This window comes from Mycobacterium sp. (assembly GCF_044223235.1).
In the GTDB taxonomy this organism is placed as follows: Bacteria; Actinomycetota; Actinomycetes; order Mycobacteriales; family Mycobacteriaceae; genus Mycobacterium.
Map to the genome: position 1 here is coordinate 281,915 of NZ_JBGAME010000003.1, position 16,331 is coordinate 298,245.

Genomic DNA, 16,331 nt, shown 5'->3' on the forward strand with positions numbered 1-16,331 from the left:
GTAACGGTGCAGGTAGCTCTCCCACCTCCCCGCGCCGGGCGTGCCGTCGCCCTCGGTGTGCGGACGGCTACGCTACCGGCATGGCCGCCGGTGTCTCGCTCGACGACGAGTCGGTGTCGCCGCTCGTTCGCAAGACCGCGGCGTGGGCGTGGCGGCTGCTCGTCATCGTCGGCGCAGCGGTGGCCTTGTTGTGGGTGATCCTGCGCATCGAGGTGATCGTCGTGCCGGTGGCGCTCGCGACCATGCTGGCGGCGCTGTTGATGCCCGCCGTCGACTTCCTCGACCGCAGGGGCGCCCCGCGCGGCGGCGCGGTGGCGCTGGTGCTGCTCACCGGGATCGCCGTGGTCGGCGGCATCCTGGCGTTCGTCGTCAGCCAGTTCATCGAGGGCGCCCCAGCGCTCGTCGACCAGGTGACGCAGAGCATCGATTCGGCCCGCACCTGGCTGATCGAGGGTCCGCCGCGCCTGTCGCGGGAACAGATCGACCAGGCGGGAAATGCGGCGATCGAGGCGCTGCGCAACAACCAGGAGAAGCTGACCAGCGGCGCGCTGTCCACCGCGGGCACTATCACCGAGATCGTCACCGGCGCATTGCTGACCCTGTTCACGCTGATCTTCCTGCTGCACGGCGGACGCAATATCTTCGGCTTCGTCACCCAGGTGTTTCCCGCGCACGTGCGCGAACGGGTTCGCGACGCGGGCCGGGCCGGGTTCCACTCACTGATCGGCTATGTCCGTGCGACGTTCCTGGTGGCCCTCGTCGACGCCGTGGGGATCGGCGCCGGCCTGGGCATCATGGGGGTCCCGCTGGCCCTGCCGCTGGCGTCGCTGGTGTTCCTCGGCGCGTTCGTCCCGCTGGTCGGCGCGGTCGTCGCCGGCTCGCTGGCCGTGATCGTGGCATTGCTGACCAAGGGCTTCATCTACGCCCTCATCACGCTGGGGCTGATCATCGCCGTCCAGCAGCTGGAGGGGCACGTCCTTCAGCCGCTGGTGATGGGCCGTGCGGTATCCATCCACCCGCTGGCGATCGTGTTGGCCATCGCAGGCGGCGCCGTGCTGGCCGGGATCGTCGGCGCGCTGCTGGCGGTGCCTGCGGTCGCATTCCTCAACAGCGCTGTGCGGGTGCTGCTCGCCGAGGATCCCGACAAGGAGGCCGCGCAGCTGGAGGCGGAGGACGGCCCGGCCATCAAGGCCGAGGCCGACGACGTCGAGGCCGAGCGGGTACCCGACGAGTGACCGCCGTCCCGAAGCGCTTTCCGAAGACCAGGGCAGGCTGAAGACCAGGGCAGGCTAGAGCCTGCCCTCGCGGCGCAGCAGATCCTGGGCGCTGACCCCGCCGCCGCGGCGCTGCCGCTGTTCGTCATCACTGCGATCACTGCGATCAGTGCGGTCGTTCCGGTCGCGGGTGTCGAGCTTCTCCGTGGTCTCCGGATCCTGCGGACGCTGCACGGGTATCGCCGTCGTCGCGTCGTTCTCACCCGCCTGCTGGTGCGGTGCCTGCCCGCCGCGCCGGACGACCGGAATGGCGGTGGTCGCGTCGGCGCCGTCGGCGCCCTCGGGGTTCACGCGGTTCTCGGGGCTGTCGGGGCCAGACGGGCCGGGCCGCTGATCCTTGATCGCGCGGGTGGCCTCGGCCGATGGCGGCGACTGCTGGGCCACGCCGGTCGGCGCGCCCCGCAACTCGCCAAGCCAGGACTCGATCTCGCGGTCCTTCGGAGCGATCGGCGGCGTCGGGCGGGCGGATGTGGTGCCGGCGTTCCTCGCCACCGAAAGCCGCGTGGTGGCCGGCTCGTCGGCCGGGGCGGGTCCCGGCGCGGGCCCCGGGGAGGGCCTTGGCCTCGTCGGGATCCTGGTGGTCCCGGCGACCGACGGGCCGTTGAGCCGCGGCGGGGGTGCGGGCCGGTTTGCGGGCCGCGACGAACCCTCCACCGCGGGATGGGTCGGATCGTGCGGCGGCCGTGACCGCGGCGGAACGGGCGCGCCCGCACCGACGAGTGCGGCATGCTCTTCGCCGGGCTCATGCACCGCGGGGCGTTTCCGTTCGTCGGGCAGCTCGACCTCGCCGAGGCCGATGCGCTCCTGCAGCCTCTTCATCCAGCGCGGCGCCCACCAGCAATCGTCGCCGAGCAGCTTCATCACCGCAGGTACCAGGAACATCCGGATGATCGTCGCGTCCAGCAACAGCGCGATCAGAAGGCCGAACGCCAGGTACTTCATCATGACGAGGTCGGAGAACACGAACGCGCCCGCGACGACGGCCAGGATCAGTGCGGCACCGGTGATGAGCCGGCCGGTGGTTGCGGTGCCGATGCGGATCGCCTCGGCGGTGGACATGCCGCGCTCCCTGGCCTCGACCATCCGGGACACCAGGAAGACCTCGTAGTCGGTCGACAGGCCCCAGATCACCGCGATGATCAGGCCGATCATCGGGGCCATCAGCGGCTGCGGTGTGTAGTTCAACAGGCCCGACCCGTGCCCGTCGACGAACATCCACGTCAGGATGCCCATCGTCGAGCCGAGCGTCAGCGCGCTCATCACGGCCGCCTTGATCGGCAGCACCACCGATCCGAACGCCAGGAACATCAGGATCGTCGTCGTGACGATCAGCAACACCACCATCAGCGGCAGCTTGGCGAACAGGCTGTGGATGCTGTCCTGCTCCAGCGCCGGGGTGCCGCCGACCGACACGGTCAGACCGTGTGGTGGCGACAGCGCCCGAAGTTCGGCGACCTTCTTCGCGGCGTCGTTGCGGTTCTCCAGGCCGTTCTGGATCACCCGCACGGACGGATCCTTCGACGCACCGTCGAGGAAGTTGCGTTCCTGCCACATCTTGGACGGGTCGTTGTCCGGATCGGTGAACCCGGACACCGTCATCGCCTTCGCCCGCACCTCGGCGATCTGCTGGTCGGTGACGGGCTCACCGCTGTCGTTCTTGATGACGAGGGTCAACGGCTCGGTGCGGAAGCCCGGGAAGGTGCGGTCGAATTCCTCCTGTGCCAGGCGCACCGAGTTGTCCGGCGGCAGGTATTTCTCGCTGATGCCGCCCAACGCCAGTTGGCCCAGCGGAATGATGAGCAGGATCATCAGGACCAGGATGGGTGCGGCGAAGGCGATCGGCCGCTTCATCACACGGTTGACCAGCCGGCCCCAGAAACCCTTCTCGACCTCTTCTCGGGTCTTGGTCTTCTGGGTCTTCTCGGCCAGGAAGTTCAGCCACCAGTTCGTCGGCTTCCAGTTGCGCAGGAACGGAACCCGCAGCAACGTGCGGACCCCGAGCGCGTCGACGTTGCGCCCTAGGATGCCCAGCGCGGCGGGCAGCACCGTGATCGACAGGATCGCGGCCAGCATGACCGACGCGATGATCGCGTAGGTGATCGACTTCAGGAAGCCCTGCGGGAACAGCAGCAGCGGCACCGACGACGCCACGATGATGACCGCGGAGAACATGACGGTGCGGCCCGCGGTCATCACGGTCCGGCGCACCGCCGCCTCGGTGTCGTACCCCTCGGCGATCTCCTCCCGGAACCGGCTCACCACGAAGAGGCCGTAGTCGATCGCGATGCCGAGACCGATGAGCGTGACCACCGGCTGCGCGAAGAAATGCACGGGTGTGAACTCGGCGACCAGTCGCATCACGCCGAGCGCGCCGGCGATCGAAAGCCCGCCGATGATGGCGGGGAGGCTGGCGGCGACCACGCCGCCGAAGACGAAGAACAGCACGACGGCCACCAGCGGGATGGCGGCGACTTCGGCGCGCCTCTGGTCCTCACCGATGGTGCCGGTCAGCTCGCTGGCCAGCGGCTGCAGACCGGCCAGCTTCACATCGACGCCGTCGAGGGAGTGCAGATCGTCCTTGACGGTCGTGCCGTCCTCGCCGACGTTCTTGTTGTAGTTGTTCAGGATCGCGTCGTCGTTGTCGCCCTTGAGCTGGATCGACATGAACGCGTGCCGCTTGTCCTCGTCGGACATGTTCGCGAGGAGCTCGGGACTCTTGAAGTACCCGATCGTGCGCAGGACCTGGTCGGGGTGGTCCTTCTCCAGCTTGGCCAGCTGGTCGAGGATCTTCTTCTGGAATGCGGGGTCTTCGACCGTCTTTCCCTCGGGAGCGGTGTAGATGGCCACGATGTGGCCGGAGGTGTCGCGGCCGTAGACCTCGTCGGCCAGCACCGAGGCGGCCACCGACTCACTACCCTCGTCGTAGAAACCGCTCTGGGTGACGTGCTGCCCGAGGCTGATGCCGTAGATGCCGCCCGCGAGGCACAGCGCCACCATGACACCGATCACGATGTACCTGTATCGGTACACCGTTCGTCCCCACCAGGCGAACAATTAAGCTCCTAACTGACTGTTTCCGGCCTCGCGCATTCAGTTGTGCATTACACGCGCGAGGTCAGAAGCGAGGACAGCGGCCGGAACGGCTGCAGCCATGCGCCCTGCTCAGGCAGCGAATCGAGGCCGATCCGCGGTAACGGCTCCCGGAACACCCCGGGAATGTCCTCCAGATCGACGAACTCCAAGGTATCCGACGCTAGCGCCCAACTCGCATGTTCACGAAATCCAAGCACCTCCACGGGCACGCCGCAGCGGGCGATCCGCTCGAGGGGCTGCCGGAACGCCTGTCCGTCGGCCGATGCGACCAACAGACCGGCCAGACCTTCGGCGTGCCGCAGCGCGATGTGATCCAGCATGTCGCTGTCGACGTCACTGCCTTCGTCGATCTTCGGCTTGGCGAAAACGGCGAACCCGACGTTGCGAAGCGCCTCCACCCACGGCCTGACGACGTCGGCGCTACCGGGTGCGATGTTGGTGAAGACGGTGGCCTCCGGTTCCAGCGACACCGTCGTCGCGTCGCCCGCGAGAGCCGACAGATCGGCCGTGCGGGCCAGCAGCCACCGGCCGAGGGCATCGAATCTGGGGCGGTGCGCGGCCGTCGGCCTGCCACCGAGGATCGAGCCGAGGCCCATGTCCAGATTGGGCGCATCCCAAACCAGTAGTACGCGCAGGGTGGTGGGAGCCGTCGCCGTGGGTGGCTCGGTGGCAATCCCGTCGAGCTCGTCGGTGACGCTCATGGGTGACTTCCTCTGCTCACGGGCGTGCTCATGGCGCCTTCTCCCAGATGAGCTCGGCCACGCTGCTGCCCGCGTCCTGTGCCTTGGATTCGTATTTGGTGACGGGCCGGGCCACCGATATCGGCAGCTCGGCGGTGCCGGTCACCCGGCGCAGCAGCGGTTCCGCGTCGCCGACCTCGGCGATCTGCTCGGCGTATCCGGCGTGGTCGGTGGCAGCGTGCAGCACACCGCCCGGACGCAGCCGGTCGGCGATGAGGGCGACCGTCGCCGGCTGCAGCAGTCTCCGCTTGTGATGGCGCGCCTTGGGCCACGGATCGGGGAAGAAGACGCGGACCCCGATGAGTGTCTCGGGGCCGATCATGTGCTCGAGCACGTCGAGACCGTCACCGCGGATGAGCCGGATGTTGGTCACCCCCGCGCGGTCGATGCCACCGAGCAGCTGCGCGAGGCCGCGCCGGTACACCTCCACCGCGATGACATCGAGGTCGGGCTCATCCTGAGCCATGGCCAGCGTCGAGGTTCCCGTTCCGCACCCGATCTCCAGCACCACCGGGGCTCTACGGCCGAACCACGCCTCGGCGTCGATTCGGGGGGCCATTCGGGGGGCTATTCGGGGGGCTTCAGCCCCGTCGGCGCTACGGGCCGCCGGCCGGGCTTCGGCTCCGAGTTCCGGCCAACGCCGGTCCCAGGTCGCCTGTTGGCCACCGGACAGTGCGGAACGCCGGGATCGGAAGCTGGTCACCCGTCGGGGCGGAGGCGGGCCGGCGACGTCGGACTGGACGCTCGGCAGGTCGGCGACGTCGGCCCTGCGCACGTGCATCCGTCCATCGTCGCGCATCGACCCCAGCGAGCCTGCATCGTGGTGCAGATTGATACCCAACAGTTGCCTTCTGCTGGTATGGAGAAACAAGCGTTCACGGGGCGGCTGGGGAGATGCCACGATTTGGGTGGGGCAGGCCATCGGGCCGGCTATGGACGGACTGTGGATGGGCTCTGGATCGGCCCCGAGATTCACGAAAGGCCGCGAGATTTTCGTCGACGAGCTGACGCGATTTGCTGAGCGGATACCCGACCGGAGGTTGACGCCGATCATCGATCGGGTGCGCCGGCCGATCAGCGTTGCGATCTCCGGCCGCAACGGTGTGGGCCGACGCACTCTGGCAGGCGCACTGGCCGCGGCGGGCGACTGGGACGTCGTTCTGAGCGCTCCCGATACCCCGGGTTCTCCAGATACCCCAGGTTCTCCAGATACCCCGGGGGCGGACGTGCACGTTCTGGTCGTCGCCGAGACACTCAAACCGGAGGACAAGGCCATGCTGGCCGCGGCGGGTCGACTCCCGACGGTGCTGATACTCAACAAGGCCGACCTCACCGGGGCGGGCGTCGGCGGTCCGCTGGCCGCCGCCCAGCGGCGTGCGGCGGACTTCCGGGCGTTGACCGGCGTGCCGACTGTGCCGACGGTGGCGGCACTGGCCTCCGTCGACCTCGACGGCGAGCTGCAGGCGGCGTTGCAGACACTGACCACCGAACCCGGTGATCTCACCTCGGTCGACGCCTTCGTCGCCGCCGGTCACCGGATTCCCCGGGCGGTTCGGGCCGGGCTGCTCGCCACACTCGACCGGTTCGGCATCGCGTACTCGGTGCTCGCCCTCGGCAGAGGCGTCGGAGTCGACGGGCTGGCCGCGGAGCTGCGCGAGATCAGCGGGATCGAACGGGTGGCCGCCGAGATCGACGCCGCCGCCGCGCCGGTGCGCTATCGCCGGACGCGGACGGCGATCACCGAGCTGCGCGCCCTGGCCGCGCGTTGCGGTGATGCCCGGATCGCCGAGTTCCTCGCCGCCGATCAGACCGCCTTCGCGGTGATGGAGGCCGCGGTCGACGTGGTGGAAGCCGCCGGTGCGGTCGTCGACCGCGGCGACGATCCGGACGCGCATCTGCGCCGCGCGGTGCGCTGGCGCCACTACAGTCACGGCCCCGTCAACGCGCTGCACCGCAGTTGTGGCGACGACATCACCAGGGGGTCGTTGCGCCTGCTGGGGAAACGCGGTGAGTGACCCCTGTGAGTGACCCGATTGCGTCGGCCGACGCCGTCGTCACGGCCGTCGATCCCGCACTGAAAGCCCCCACCGTCCGGGGCCGCGATGTCGTCCTCGTCACCGGCCCGTGGCTGGCCGGCACCACCAGCGTGGTCGCCGCCCTGCGGGAACGGATGCCGCAGCACGTGTTCGTCGAGGCGGGCCAGCTGATGCCGGGCGAGGGGCCGGCGGCCACGGTTTTCGTGACCTCGGCGATCGCACCGCTGGCCGAATCCGATTGTGCGCTGGTCGATTCGGCGTCCGCGCACACCGACCTGGTGATCGGGGCGGTGGCTAAGATCGACGCACATCGAGGCTGGCGCGAGGTGCTGGCCGCCGACCGGGAACTGCTCGCGGCGCGATCCCCCCGGTACGCACGGATGCCGTGGGTGGGTGTGGCAGCCGCACCCGACCTCGGCGACCCGCATCTCGACGAACTCGTCCAAATGCTCGGACAGGGTCTGGGGGACGCCTCCCTGGAACGTCGTAATCGCTTGCGCTCCTGGGAATCTCGGGTGAACGCGATGATGGACGAGTATCGCGCGGATGGTGCCGGTGCGACCCGGCAGAGCCGGATCACGGAATTGCAGGCCCTCCGCGAACAGGTTCGTCGCGAGCGCCGGCTGTCGAAGGTGGAAGGCGCCATCGCGCTGCGCAGCCAGATTCAGCAGGCCCGTGTGCAGTTGTCGTACTTCGCGCGCAATCGGTGCGCGTCGGTGCGTGCGGAGCTCCAGGAGGACGCCTCGGGGGTCGGCCGCCGCGGAATCGAAGAGTTCACCGGCTACGTGCAGCACCGGGCGGCGGAGGTGATCGGTGAAGTCGACGAGGGCATCACCCGCCACCTCGGCGACGTCGCGCGCGAACTCGGGTTCACCGCCCCCGCCGCTCCCGCCGACGCCGCCGCGGCGCCCGACGTCGGCGTCCCGCCGGTGAAGTCACGGACGCTGGAAACGCGGCTGATGATGCTGCTGGGTGCGGGCTTCGGACTCGGCGTCGCGCTCGCGGTCAGCCGGTTGTTCGCCGGCCTTGCCCCGGGCCTCACCGCGGCCGGGCTGGCCGCGGGCGGCGCGGCGGGCCTGTTGCTGACGGTGTGGGTGGTCGGCATCCGTGGCCTGCTGCACGACCGGGCGGTGCTGGACCGCTGGGTCGTCGACATCACGGCGGCGGTGCGGTCCTCGGCCGAGGAGCTGGTTGCCACCAGAGTGCTGGCCGCCGAGGCGGCGCTCACCTCCGAGTTGGCCGCGCGCGACGACGAGGCCGGCAGGGCCGCGGCGGGCCGGATCGCCCAGATCGATGCCGAGCTGCACACCCATGCCAAGGCCATCGCGGTCGCCGCTGCCACGCGGGACCGTCGAATCCCCGAGTTGCAGCGGGTGCTCGACGCCGTCAGGGCGGAGCTGTCCCGGTCGGATGGCCGGTCGAGCGGTTCGTGAATGGTTGCTGACCGTGTCGCAGTTTGTTAACTGAATCGGTACACCGCTCTGAACGGGCTTCTGAATCGTTCTTGTGAGTGATCGGACATGAATCCACATATCCGCGGGTATGTCACCCGCGTTAACCTCGAACCAGGGACGACCGTGACCGCCACCAATCTGTAGTTGGCGTACATGTGGCCTGCGTCCTGGCAAGAAACCACGCAGGAGAAGTAGATGACTTCAGCGACCTTTCCAGGTCTGGACACCGCCCCGACGAAACACGATGCGCTGCTGGCGTGGGTACAAGAGGTTGCCGAGCTCACCCAGCCGGATCGCGTCGTATTCGCCGACGGCTCCGAGGAGGAATTCGCCCGGTTGACCGATCAGCTCGTGGCGGCAGGAACATTCCAGCGGTTGGACGACAAGAAGCTGCCGAACTCCTTCCTGGCGCTTTCGGATCCCTCCGACGTCGCGCGGGTGGAGTCGCGCACCTACATCTGCTCGGAACGCGAGATCGACGCCGGTCCCACCAACAACTGGATGGACCCCGCCGAGATGCGGTCGCTGATGACGGAGCTCTACCGGGGCTGCATGCGCGGCCGCACGATGTATGTGGTCCCGTTCTGCATGGGCCCGCTTGACGCCGACGATCCGAAGCTGGGTGTGGAGATCACCGACAGCGAGTACGTCGTCATCTCGATGAAGGTCATGACCCGGATGGGTGCCGCCGCGCTGGAGAAGCTCGGGACTGACGGATTCTTCGTCAAGGCGCTGCACTCCATCGGTGCACCGCTCGAGCCGGGCCAAGAGGACGTGCCGTGGCCGTGCAACGACACCAAATACATCACCCATTTCCCAGACACCCGCGAGATCTGGAGCTACGGCTCGGGCTACGGCGGCAACGCCCTGCTCGGCAAGAAGTGCTACTCGCTGCGTATCGCCTCGGCGATGGCCCGCGACGAGGGCTGGATGGCCGAGCACATGCTGATCCTCAAGCTGATCTCCCCGCAGAACAAGGCCTACTACGTGGCGGCGGCGTTCCCGTCGGCTTGCGGCAAGACCAACCTCGCGATGCTGCAGCCCACGCTGGAGGGCTGGCGCGCGGAGACCGTCGGCGACGACATCGCCTGGATGCGTTTCGGCAAGGACGGCCGGCTGTATGCCACCAACCCCGAGTTCGGTTTCTTCGGTGTCGCTCCCGGAACCAACTGGGATTCGAACCCCAATGCGATGAAGACCATCGCGGCGGGCAATACCGTGTTCACCAACGTCGCCAAGACCGACGAGAACACCGTGTGGTGGGAGGGCCTGGAAGGCAAACCCGAGCACCTCATCGACTGGAAGGGCCGCGACTGGACACCCGAGTCGGGCGAGAAGGCCGCCCATCCCAACTCGCGCTACTGCACCCCGATCTCGCAGTGCCCGACGCTGGCGCCGGAGTGGGACGACCCGCAGGGTGTGCCGATCTCGGCGATCCTGTTCGGCGGGCGGCGTAAGACCACCGTTCCGCTGGTCAGCGAGGCCAACGACTGGCAGCACGGGGTATTCATCGGGTCCACCATCGGCTCCGAGCAGACCGCCGCCGCCGAGGGCAAGGTCGGTACCGTGCGCCGCGACCCGATGGCCATGCTGCCCTTCATCGGCTACAACGTCGGCGACTACTTCCAGCACTGGATCGACATCGGCAAGAACTCCGACGAGTCCAAGTTGCCGAAGGTCTTCTTCGTCAACTGGTTCCGCCGCGGCGATGACGGCAGGTTCCTGTGGCCCGGATTCGGCGAGAACAGCCGGGTGCTCAAGTGGGTGGTCGGGCGCATCGAGCAGACCGCGGGGGGTTCCACCACCCCCATCGGCGTGGTGCCGACCGTTGACGACATCGACCTGACCGGCCTTGATATCGATCCCGCCGACGTCGCCGAGGCGCTGACGGTCGATCCCGAGGAATGGCGTGCCGAGCTGCCGCTCATCGAGGAGTGGTTCGAATTCGTCGGGGAGAAGCTGCCGACGGGCATCAAGGACGAGTTCGACGCGCTGAAGCACCGCCTGTCCGAATAGTCGCCGACGCCGTCTGCGCCGGTTTCTGCACGAGGGTCGTGGAATCAGCGCGACCACAGCCCTCGCGCAGGATTCGGTGCAGACGGGGGCGATGCCGTCGCGATCCTGATGGCGGCGGAGGCCGCCTACATCGTCGACAACAGCGACGCCAAAGCCGTCATCGGCTCGGCTGTACTCCGCGCGACCTGTGAGGCCATCGGCGAACACCTGCCTGACGGACTTGCCCGAGCTGTTGATGTTCGCCAGGCCTACAGAGCACCGCCCCGACGGCTGGCCGCCTTGCCCCGAATGCGTTGTGGATCAACTGGATACGCTCGGTCTGCTGTCTGGACGCCATTCAGCGCCACGGCGTCACCCACGGGCAGTTCGTCCCGACGATGTTTACCCGGATGCTGAAACTTCCTGAATCCGTGCGTAATTCGTACGACATCTCCAGTCTGCGCCGGGTGATCCACGCCGCGGCGCCCTGCCCAGTCGATCAGGCGGCAGATCATCGACTGGTGGGGCCGCATCGTCGACGAGTATCACGCCTCCGCGGAGGCGATCGATGAGACGCTGATCACCGCCGACGAATGGCTGCGGCATCCTGGGTCGGTGGGCAGCTTCCGCTTCCGGCCGCAACAACGGCCTGCGGGTCTCCGAGGTGTCACCGGTGTCCGCCGCCCTCGGCTGAACGCGCGAATGTGACAGCAGCAGACAACTTTTGAATATCGTCCATCTCGGGCCGATCGCGACGGTACATTCGCGCCGTGACGGAACGACCCGACACCCGCGGTCCCGGACCAACGATGGTCTCGCGGGCGCGTTGGTTGCTGCATGCTCGACCCGCCGACTATGCACTCGCGGTGAGCGTCGCATACGCATCGCTTCCGGTGATCGGCAAACATCTTGAGCCCCTTGGCGCCGCGACGGCGGTGAGCATCTGGGGCACTCGCCTGCTGCCCGACTACCTCTCCGCGACGGCCCGTGCCTGGCTGACGCCCGGCGTTGCCGAAATCCGCAGGCGGGAACGCGAAAGCACCCACGCGGTATCGGATGCCGCATTGCGTGGCGTGGTTGCTGACGAGGATCTGATGATCCAGTGGCCCGCGCCGGAGCGCACCCCGCCGTTGTGGAAATCGCTGCACTTCCGCCGCCACGTCCACCGCACATCGGTGCGCTACGGGAGCCTGCCCAGCCAACTGCTCGACGTGTGGCGGCGCGGAGACGTCGAAGACCTGCCCCGGCATCCCGCGCCCGTGCTGATCTTCGTTCCCGGCGGCGCCTGGGTGCATGGGAGCCGACTTCTCCAGGGCTATGCGTTGATGGCCCATCTGGCCGAGCTGGGCTGGATATGCCTGTCCATCGACTACCGGGTCGCTCCGCACCATCGGTGGCCCTGCCACATCACCGACGTCAAGACCGCCATCGCCTGGGCCAGGGCCAACGTCGACAAATTCGGCGGCGACCGCGATTTCATCGCGATCGCGGGCTGTTCGGCGGGTGCCCACCTCTCCGCGCTGGCCGGGCTGACCGGCAACGATGCCGCGATGCAAGCCGACCTGCCGGAGGGGTCGGACACCACCGTGGACGCGGTGGTCGGTGTGTACGGGCGCTACGACTGGGAAGACCGGTCGACCGCGGAGCGCGCGCGTTTCGTCGACTATCTGGAGCGGGTCGTGGTGAAACGCCGGATCTCGCGGCACCCGGAGATCTTCCGGCAGGCCTCACCGATGGCCAGGGCGCACCCGGGGGCGCCACCGTTCCTGATCGTTCACGGCACCGGCGACGCGGTGGTTCCCGTCGAGCAGGCACGCATGTTCGTCGAGCGGCTCCGGGCTACGTCGGATGCGCCGGTCAGCTACATCGAGCTACCCGGGGCCAGCCATGGATTCGATGTGACCGACGGCGCCCGGACGGGTTCGATGGTGACGGGGATCGGATTGTTCCTCAACGAGATTCATCGCAGGGCCAGCAGCGGCCGGGCCAGGGAAGCCATCTAGTCCAGCCGATATCACCCCAGCGGCCTCGCCGATCTCGCTAGCATCACGGCCGTGAGCGACGACGCATCCACCCCGGTTCTTCTCGAGCAGCGCGGCCGAATCCTGATCATCACCATCAACCGTCCTGAGGCCAGGAACGCGGTGAATGCCGCGGTCAGCCGCGGGCTGGCCGACGCGATGGATCATCTCGACGGGGACCCCGAGCTCTCGGTGGGAGTGCTGACCGGGGCGGGCGGCTCGTTCTGCGCCGGGATGGACCTCAAGGCCTTCGCTCGCGGCGAGAACGTCGTCGTCGCGGGTCGGGGACTGGGATTCACGGAGCGGCCCCCGGCCAAGCCGCTCATCGCGGCTGTCGAGGGCTATGCACTCGCCGGCGGAATGGAGCTCGCGCTGGCCACCGACCTGATCGTGGCGTCGAGGGCGGCGGCATTCGGCATCACCGAGGTCAAACGGGGCCTCGTCGCGGGCGGCGGTGGGCTGTTGCGGCTGCCGCAGCGCATCCCCTACTCGATCGCGATGGAGCTCGCGTTGACCGGTGAACACCTACCCGCCGAGCGCGCCGAAGCCCTCGGCCTGGTCAATGCACTGGCTGAGCCGGGGGCGGCGCTGGACGCGGCGATCGCGTTGGCCGAGAAGATCACCGCCAACGGGCCGCTGGCGGTGGCGGCCACCAAACGGATCATCGTGGAATCGCGGGGCTGGGATCCCGACGAGATGTTCGCCGAACAGCTGAAGATCCTGATACCCGTGTTCACCAGCAATGACGCCAGGGAAGGGGCCATCGCATTCGCCGAGAAGCGGGTCCCACACTGGACGGGCACCTGACCGGTTGACCTCAACCTCCATTCAGATCGCAGGATGAGACCATGACAGCTCAGCTGGGCACGGGCATCGATCTGGCGGCCTATTTCGCTGGTCGACGACCTTGTCCAGCAGACGCCGCACGAACCCTACCGGGTCGTCCGATTCGGCGACGGCCATGCGGTCCAGGTCAGGATCGGTGAGCAGTGGCGACCGTTGTACATCTTCAACACCAGGCCGCAGCCGCGGATCGACCTGGAGGTGGGCAGCTGGTACGTGTCGACACATCCGGCGTCCACCTTCGTCGTCGGACTGACCGTCGCGTTGGTCACCGACAACGCGAGGCTCAACCTCCGCGGGCGCCACCTGGCTATTCACCGCGATGGCGGCACGGAGCGGATCCGCTTCGACACCGCCGGGCAGGTCGTCGACGCGCTCGCCGGCCGGTTCGGGATCGACGTGGCCGATGTAGTGGGTCGCCGCGGCGCGCTGGAAGCGCGTGTCGGCGACGTCCTCGACACCTGACGGCGTGAGCCCCGGGACGGGATCAGCACGAATCGTCATGTCCATTGCGCGGTCGGGTGACCATACTCGGTAGATGTGAGCGAGTTTCCTGCCCGACGTGACCGGTTGCGGGAGTTGCTCGACGCGGTCGTGGATGCCGACAACGCCGACGTCCCCGACATGGCGCGCAGCAGCTACTCGTCGACATTCCACTTCTCCCGTGAGGTCCGGCGATTGACCGGCGAGTCGCCCGCGGCCCTGCGTCGCCGGGTCATGCTCGAGCGCGCCGCGTGGCGCCTGCAGCGCGGTGAGAGTGTGTCCGCGGTGGCCGCAGAGGGGGGCTGGTCGTCGGCGGAGGTGTTCTCGCGGGCATTCCGCCGCTCGTTCGGGGTTCCGCCGTCGCGAGCGTGCGACACCGGATTTCGGCTCAGCGCCCCCAATGGGCTGCATTTCCATCCGCCGCAGTCGCTTTGGCTCGACAGCGCGGGCGACACCAAACAGCCCGACATCCCCGCGCTGATGATCGCCCATGACGTCGCCGACACCGCATACCTCATCGACCGATCCAGCGAACTGTTGGAAGGGCAATGGGACGAGGCGATTTCGCCAGGGCAGGTGGTTCTCGAATGGGACGGGCCGGAACCGAGCGTCGGTGCGGTGCTTGGTGCGTTGGTGTGGGCGAAAGAGGTCTGGCTGGCCACCATCGAAGGCCGGGACTACCCGTCGCGCACGGCGACGACGGCGCGGACGACAACGGCTGAGTCGTTGGCCGCACACCATGGCGAGGTCGGAAGCCGTTGGGCGGCCATGGTTTCGGAGAAGACGGCTGAGGGTCGGCTGGCGGATACGGTGATCGACGCGCTGTGTGATCCACCGGAGTCGTTCCCGCTGTACGGAATCGTCGCGCACGTCCTGACCTACTCGGCGCATCGCCGGGAGTTGGTCCGCACGATGCTCGCGCGCCTGGATGTGCAAGTGCGCAACGGGGACCCACTGGAGTGGATGAGAGGGAACTGCTGATGGCGACCGTGTACTACACCGCGTCGAGTCTGGACGGCTTCATCGTCGACGACGCAGGCAGCCTGGACTGGCTGATGTCGCGTGCGATCGACGAGGACGGCCCCTTCAACTACCAACAGTTCGCCAATAGCGTCGGCGCCCTTGCGATGGGTTCGGTCACCTACGAGTGGGTTGTGAACAATCAGCCGGGCCCGTGGATGTACGAGCAGCCGACCTGGGTGTTGACCAGCCGACCGCAGATCATCGTCGACGGACATCCGGTACAGACCTTCGACGGCGACGTCGCCGAGTTGCATCCCCAGCTGGTCGCCGCGGCGGAGGGTAAGGATGTCTGGGTTGTCGGCGGCGGGGCGACGGCGGCACAGTTCGTATCCGCGAACCTCGTCGACGAGATGATCGTCTCCTATGCACCGTGCTCCCTTGGCAGGGGAGCTCCGGTGTTGCCGATGCGGTCCGAATGGGTGCTCGTGGAATCGGCGATCAATCGGGATTTCCTCTGCGCGAGGTGGCGCAGGGCCTGAGCGCCGATCGCGGGCGCACCGGGCGTTGGTTACGCGTCCTGACGCGGCGCGCGGCCGGGGTCTGTCGGCGCGTTCTGGTGGACGAACTGTCGTGATCTGATCAGGAACTCGATCTCGTGTGCGACATCGCTCAGCACGCCAAGAGCGCGGGTGGATCGCGCCAGCACGACCGCGCCCTCCAGGGCGGCGATACATGTGCGGGCCAGCGACGTGGCTTCGGCTCCGCCCAACCCATCGCTGCGGAAGGCCTCTGTCAGCGCGGCCCGCCAGTGGCGAAAGATGTCGCCCGCCACCGACGCCAGTTCGGGTGAATCGTCGGAGGAGCTGACGGCCGCCGCCATCACCGGACATCCGGCGCTGAAATCGCTGTCGATCAGCTCGTGCTCCCAATACTCGACGAAGCGGCGGACCATCGACACGCCGCCCTCGTCGACGCCCGCATCGATGATGGCGGTGATGGCGTCGCCGGCCTGGTTGAGAGCTTCGGTCAGGATCTGGTTGCGACCGTGCGGGAAGTGGTAGTACACCGAACCGCGCGGCGCCCCGCTACGGGAGAGCACCTCGTCGATGGTGACGCCGGCCGGTCCGCGTTCACGCAGTACCTTCGCCGCTGTGACCAGCATGTTGTTGCGGGTCGAGCCGCGCTTGGGAGGTGTGGCGGTGGTGGGCAGGTTCGGATCCGTTGAGGTCAGGCCACGCGCTGGGGTTGCAGCTGTTGCGACGACCGGCGCTCCTCGGTCCGCGCCTTGAACAGGCACAACGTCCGCTTGCGATCCGGTACCCGGTGTGTGAACCGGCGGCCTGCGAAGTTGATCTCGACGATCCACATCGGACACCTCCTGTCTATGACATTGAGCATAAATATCGTAAGACAAGTGTGCAATCACATT

Annotated in this window: 14 protein-coding genes and 1 pseudogene; 10 read left to right on the plus strand and 5 right to left on the minus strand. The window is 67.9% G+C overall.

Annotated elements, in window-relative coordinates; genetic code table 11:
- Nucleotides 1–80: 80 nt before the first annotated feature.
- Nucleotides 81–1,235, plus strand: coding sequence for an AI-2E family transporter (locus ADBZ6K_RS07100; RefSeq protein ID WP_526345167.1), 1,155 nt, complete (start codon nt 81–83; stop codon nt 1,233–1,235).
- Between the two features lie 54 nt (nt 1,236–1,289).
- Here the strand turns inward: ADBZ6K_RS07100 and mmpL3 are convergent, their stop codons facing one another.
- Genes mmpL3 through trmB form a run of 3 tightly spaced genes read right to left on the minus strand, consistent with a single transcriptional unit; the run spans nt 1,290 to nt 5,906 of the window.
- Nucleotides 1,290–4,328 carry a trehalose monomycolate exporter MmpL3 gene (gene mmpL3, locus ADBZ6K_RS07105; RefSeq protein ID WP_526345168.1) on the minus strand — a complete coding sequence of 1,013 codons (3,039 nt, stop codon included), beginning with the start codon at nt 4,326–4,328 and terminating at the stop codon, nt 1,290–1,292.
- A gap of 47 nt (nt 4,329–4,375) precedes the next feature.
- Complete coding sequence (locus ADBZ6K_RS07110) at nt 4,376–5,068, minus strand: NYN domain-containing protein (RefSeq protein WP_526345169.1); 693 nt, start codon at nt 5,066–5,068, stop codon at nt 4,376–4,378.
- Nucleotides 5,069–5,096: 28 nt separating this feature from the next.
- The gene (gene trmB, locus ADBZ6K_RS07115) at nt 5,097–5,906 is read right to left on the minus strand and encodes a tRNA (guanosine(46)-N7)-methyltransferase TrmB (protein WP_526345282.1); all 810 of its coding nucleotides are present in this window, start codon (nt 5,904–5,906) and stop codon (nt 5,097–5,099) included.
- 148 nt (nt 5,907–6,054) lie between these two features.
- Here trmB and ADBZ6K_RS07120 point away from each other — a divergent pair, with 148 nt between their 5' ends.
- The 9 genes and pseudogenes from ADBZ6K_RS07120 (at nt 6,055) to ADBZ6K_RS07160 (ending at nt 15,441) form a co-directional block, all read left to right on the plus strand.
- The gene (locus ADBZ6K_RS07120; protein ID WP_526345170.1) at nt 6,055–7,122 is read left to right on the plus strand and encodes a GTPase domain-containing protein; all 1,068 of its coding nucleotides are present in this window, start codon (nt 6,055–6,057) and stop codon (nt 7,120–7,122) included.
- The gene (locus ADBZ6K_RS07125; RefSeq protein ID WP_526345171.1) at nt 7,119–8,576 is read left to right on the plus strand and encodes a hypothetical protein; all 1,458 of its coding nucleotides are present in this window, start codon (nt 7,119–7,121) and stop codon (nt 8,574–8,576) included. Before ADBZ6K_RS07120 ends, ADBZ6K_RS07125 begins: the two co-directional genes overlap by 4 nt.
- Before the next feature lie 216 nt (nt 8,577–8,792).
- Nucleotides 8,793–10,613 (plus strand): phosphoenolpyruvate carboxykinase (GTP), encoded by a 1,821-nt coding sequence (locus ADBZ6K_RS07130; RefSeq protein ID WP_526345172.1) that lies wholly within the window; start codon nt 8,793–8,795, stop codon nt 10,611–10,613.
- A gap of 105 nt (nt 10,614–10,718) precedes the next feature.
- A pseudogene (locus ADBZ6K_RS07135) lies at nt 10,719–11,213 on the plus strand (AMP-binding protein); the annotation flags it as partial.
- A gap of 149 nt (nt 11,214–11,362) precedes the next feature.
- Nucleotides 11,363–12,595, plus strand: a complete 1,233-nt coding sequence (locus ADBZ6K_RS07140; protein WP_526345173.1) for an alpha/beta hydrolase — start codon at nt 11,363–11,365, stop codon at nt 12,593–12,595.
- Nucleotides 12,596–12,637: 42 nt separating this feature from the next.
- A complete protein-coding gene (locus ADBZ6K_RS07145) occupies nt 12,638–13,420 on the plus strand; it encodes an enoyl-CoA hydratase/isomerase family protein (protein ID WP_526345283.1) in 783 nt (260 codons plus the stop codon).
- A 69-nt stretch (nt 13,421–13,489) separates the two neighbouring features.
- Nucleotides 13,490–13,921 (plus strand): arylamine N-acetyltransferase family protein, encoded by a 432-nt coding sequence (locus tag ADBZ6K_RS07150; RefSeq protein ID WP_526345284.1) that lies wholly within the window; start codon nt 13,490–13,492, stop codon nt 13,919–13,921.
- 75 nt (nt 13,922–13,996) lie between these two features.
- Entirely contained in the window at nt 13,997–14,920 is a 924-nt protein-coding gene (locus ADBZ6K_RS07155; RefSeq protein WP_526345174.1) for a helix-turn-helix domain-containing protein, read from the plus strand.
- Complete coding sequence (locus ADBZ6K_RS07160; protein ID WP_526345285.1) at nt 14,920–15,441, plus strand: dihydrofolate reductase family protein; 522 nt, start codon at nt 14,920–14,922, stop codon at nt 15,439–15,441. Before ADBZ6K_RS07155 ends, ADBZ6K_RS07160 begins: the two co-directional genes overlap by 1 nt.
- 29 nt (nt 15,442–15,470) lie before the next feature.
- Here the strand turns inward: ADBZ6K_RS07160 and ADBZ6K_RS07165 are convergent, their stop codons facing one another.
- Nucleotides 15,471–16,064: a TetR/AcrR family transcriptional regulator gene (locus ADBZ6K_RS07165; protein WP_526345175.1), complete on the minus strand. Its 594-nt coding sequence runs from the start codon at nt 16,062–16,064 to the stop codon at nt 15,471–15,473.
- Between the two features lie 65 nt (nt 16,065–16,129).
- A complete protein-coding gene (locus ADBZ6K_RS07170) occupies nt 16,130–16,270 on the minus strand; it encodes a hypothetical protein (RefSeq protein ID WP_526345176.1) in 141 nt (46 codons plus the stop codon).
- Nucleotides 16,271–16,331 lie beyond the last annotated feature (61 nt).

Bases quoted from the DNA above. Each gene is read 5' to 3' on its own strand.
- ADBZ6K_RS07100 (WP_526345167.1), top strand. From the start codon at position 81: ATGGCCGCCGGTGTCTCGCTCGACGACGAGTCGGTGTCGCCGCTCGTT.
- ADBZ6K_RS07110 (WP_526345169.1), bottom strand. From the start codon at position 5,068: ATGAGCGTCACCGACGAGCTCGACGGGATTGCCACCGAGCCACCCACG.
- trmB (WP_526345282.1), bottom strand. From the start codon at position 5,906: ATGCGCGACGATGGACGGATGCACGTGCGCAGGGCCGACGTCGCCGAC.
- ADBZ6K_RS07120 (WP_526345170.1), top strand. From the start codon at position 6,055: ATGGGCTCTGGATCGGCCCCGAGATTCACGAAAGGCCGCGAGATTTTC.
- ADBZ6K_RS07130 (WP_526345172.1), top strand. From the start codon at position 8,793: ATGACTTCAGCGACCTTTCCAGGTCTGGACACCGCCCCGACGAAACAC.
- ADBZ6K_RS07160 (WP_526345285.1), top strand. From the start codon at position 14,920: ATGGCGACCGTGTACTACACCGCGTCGAGTCTGGACGGCTTCATCGTC.
- ADBZ6K_RS07165 (WP_526345175.1), bottom strand. From the start codon at position 16,064: ATGCTGGTCACAGCGGCGAAGGTACTGCGTGAACGCGGACCGGCCGGC.
- ADBZ6K_RS07170 (WP_526345176.1), bottom strand. From the start codon at position 16,270: ATGTGGATCGTCGAGATCAACTTCGCAGGCCGCCGGTTCACACACCGG.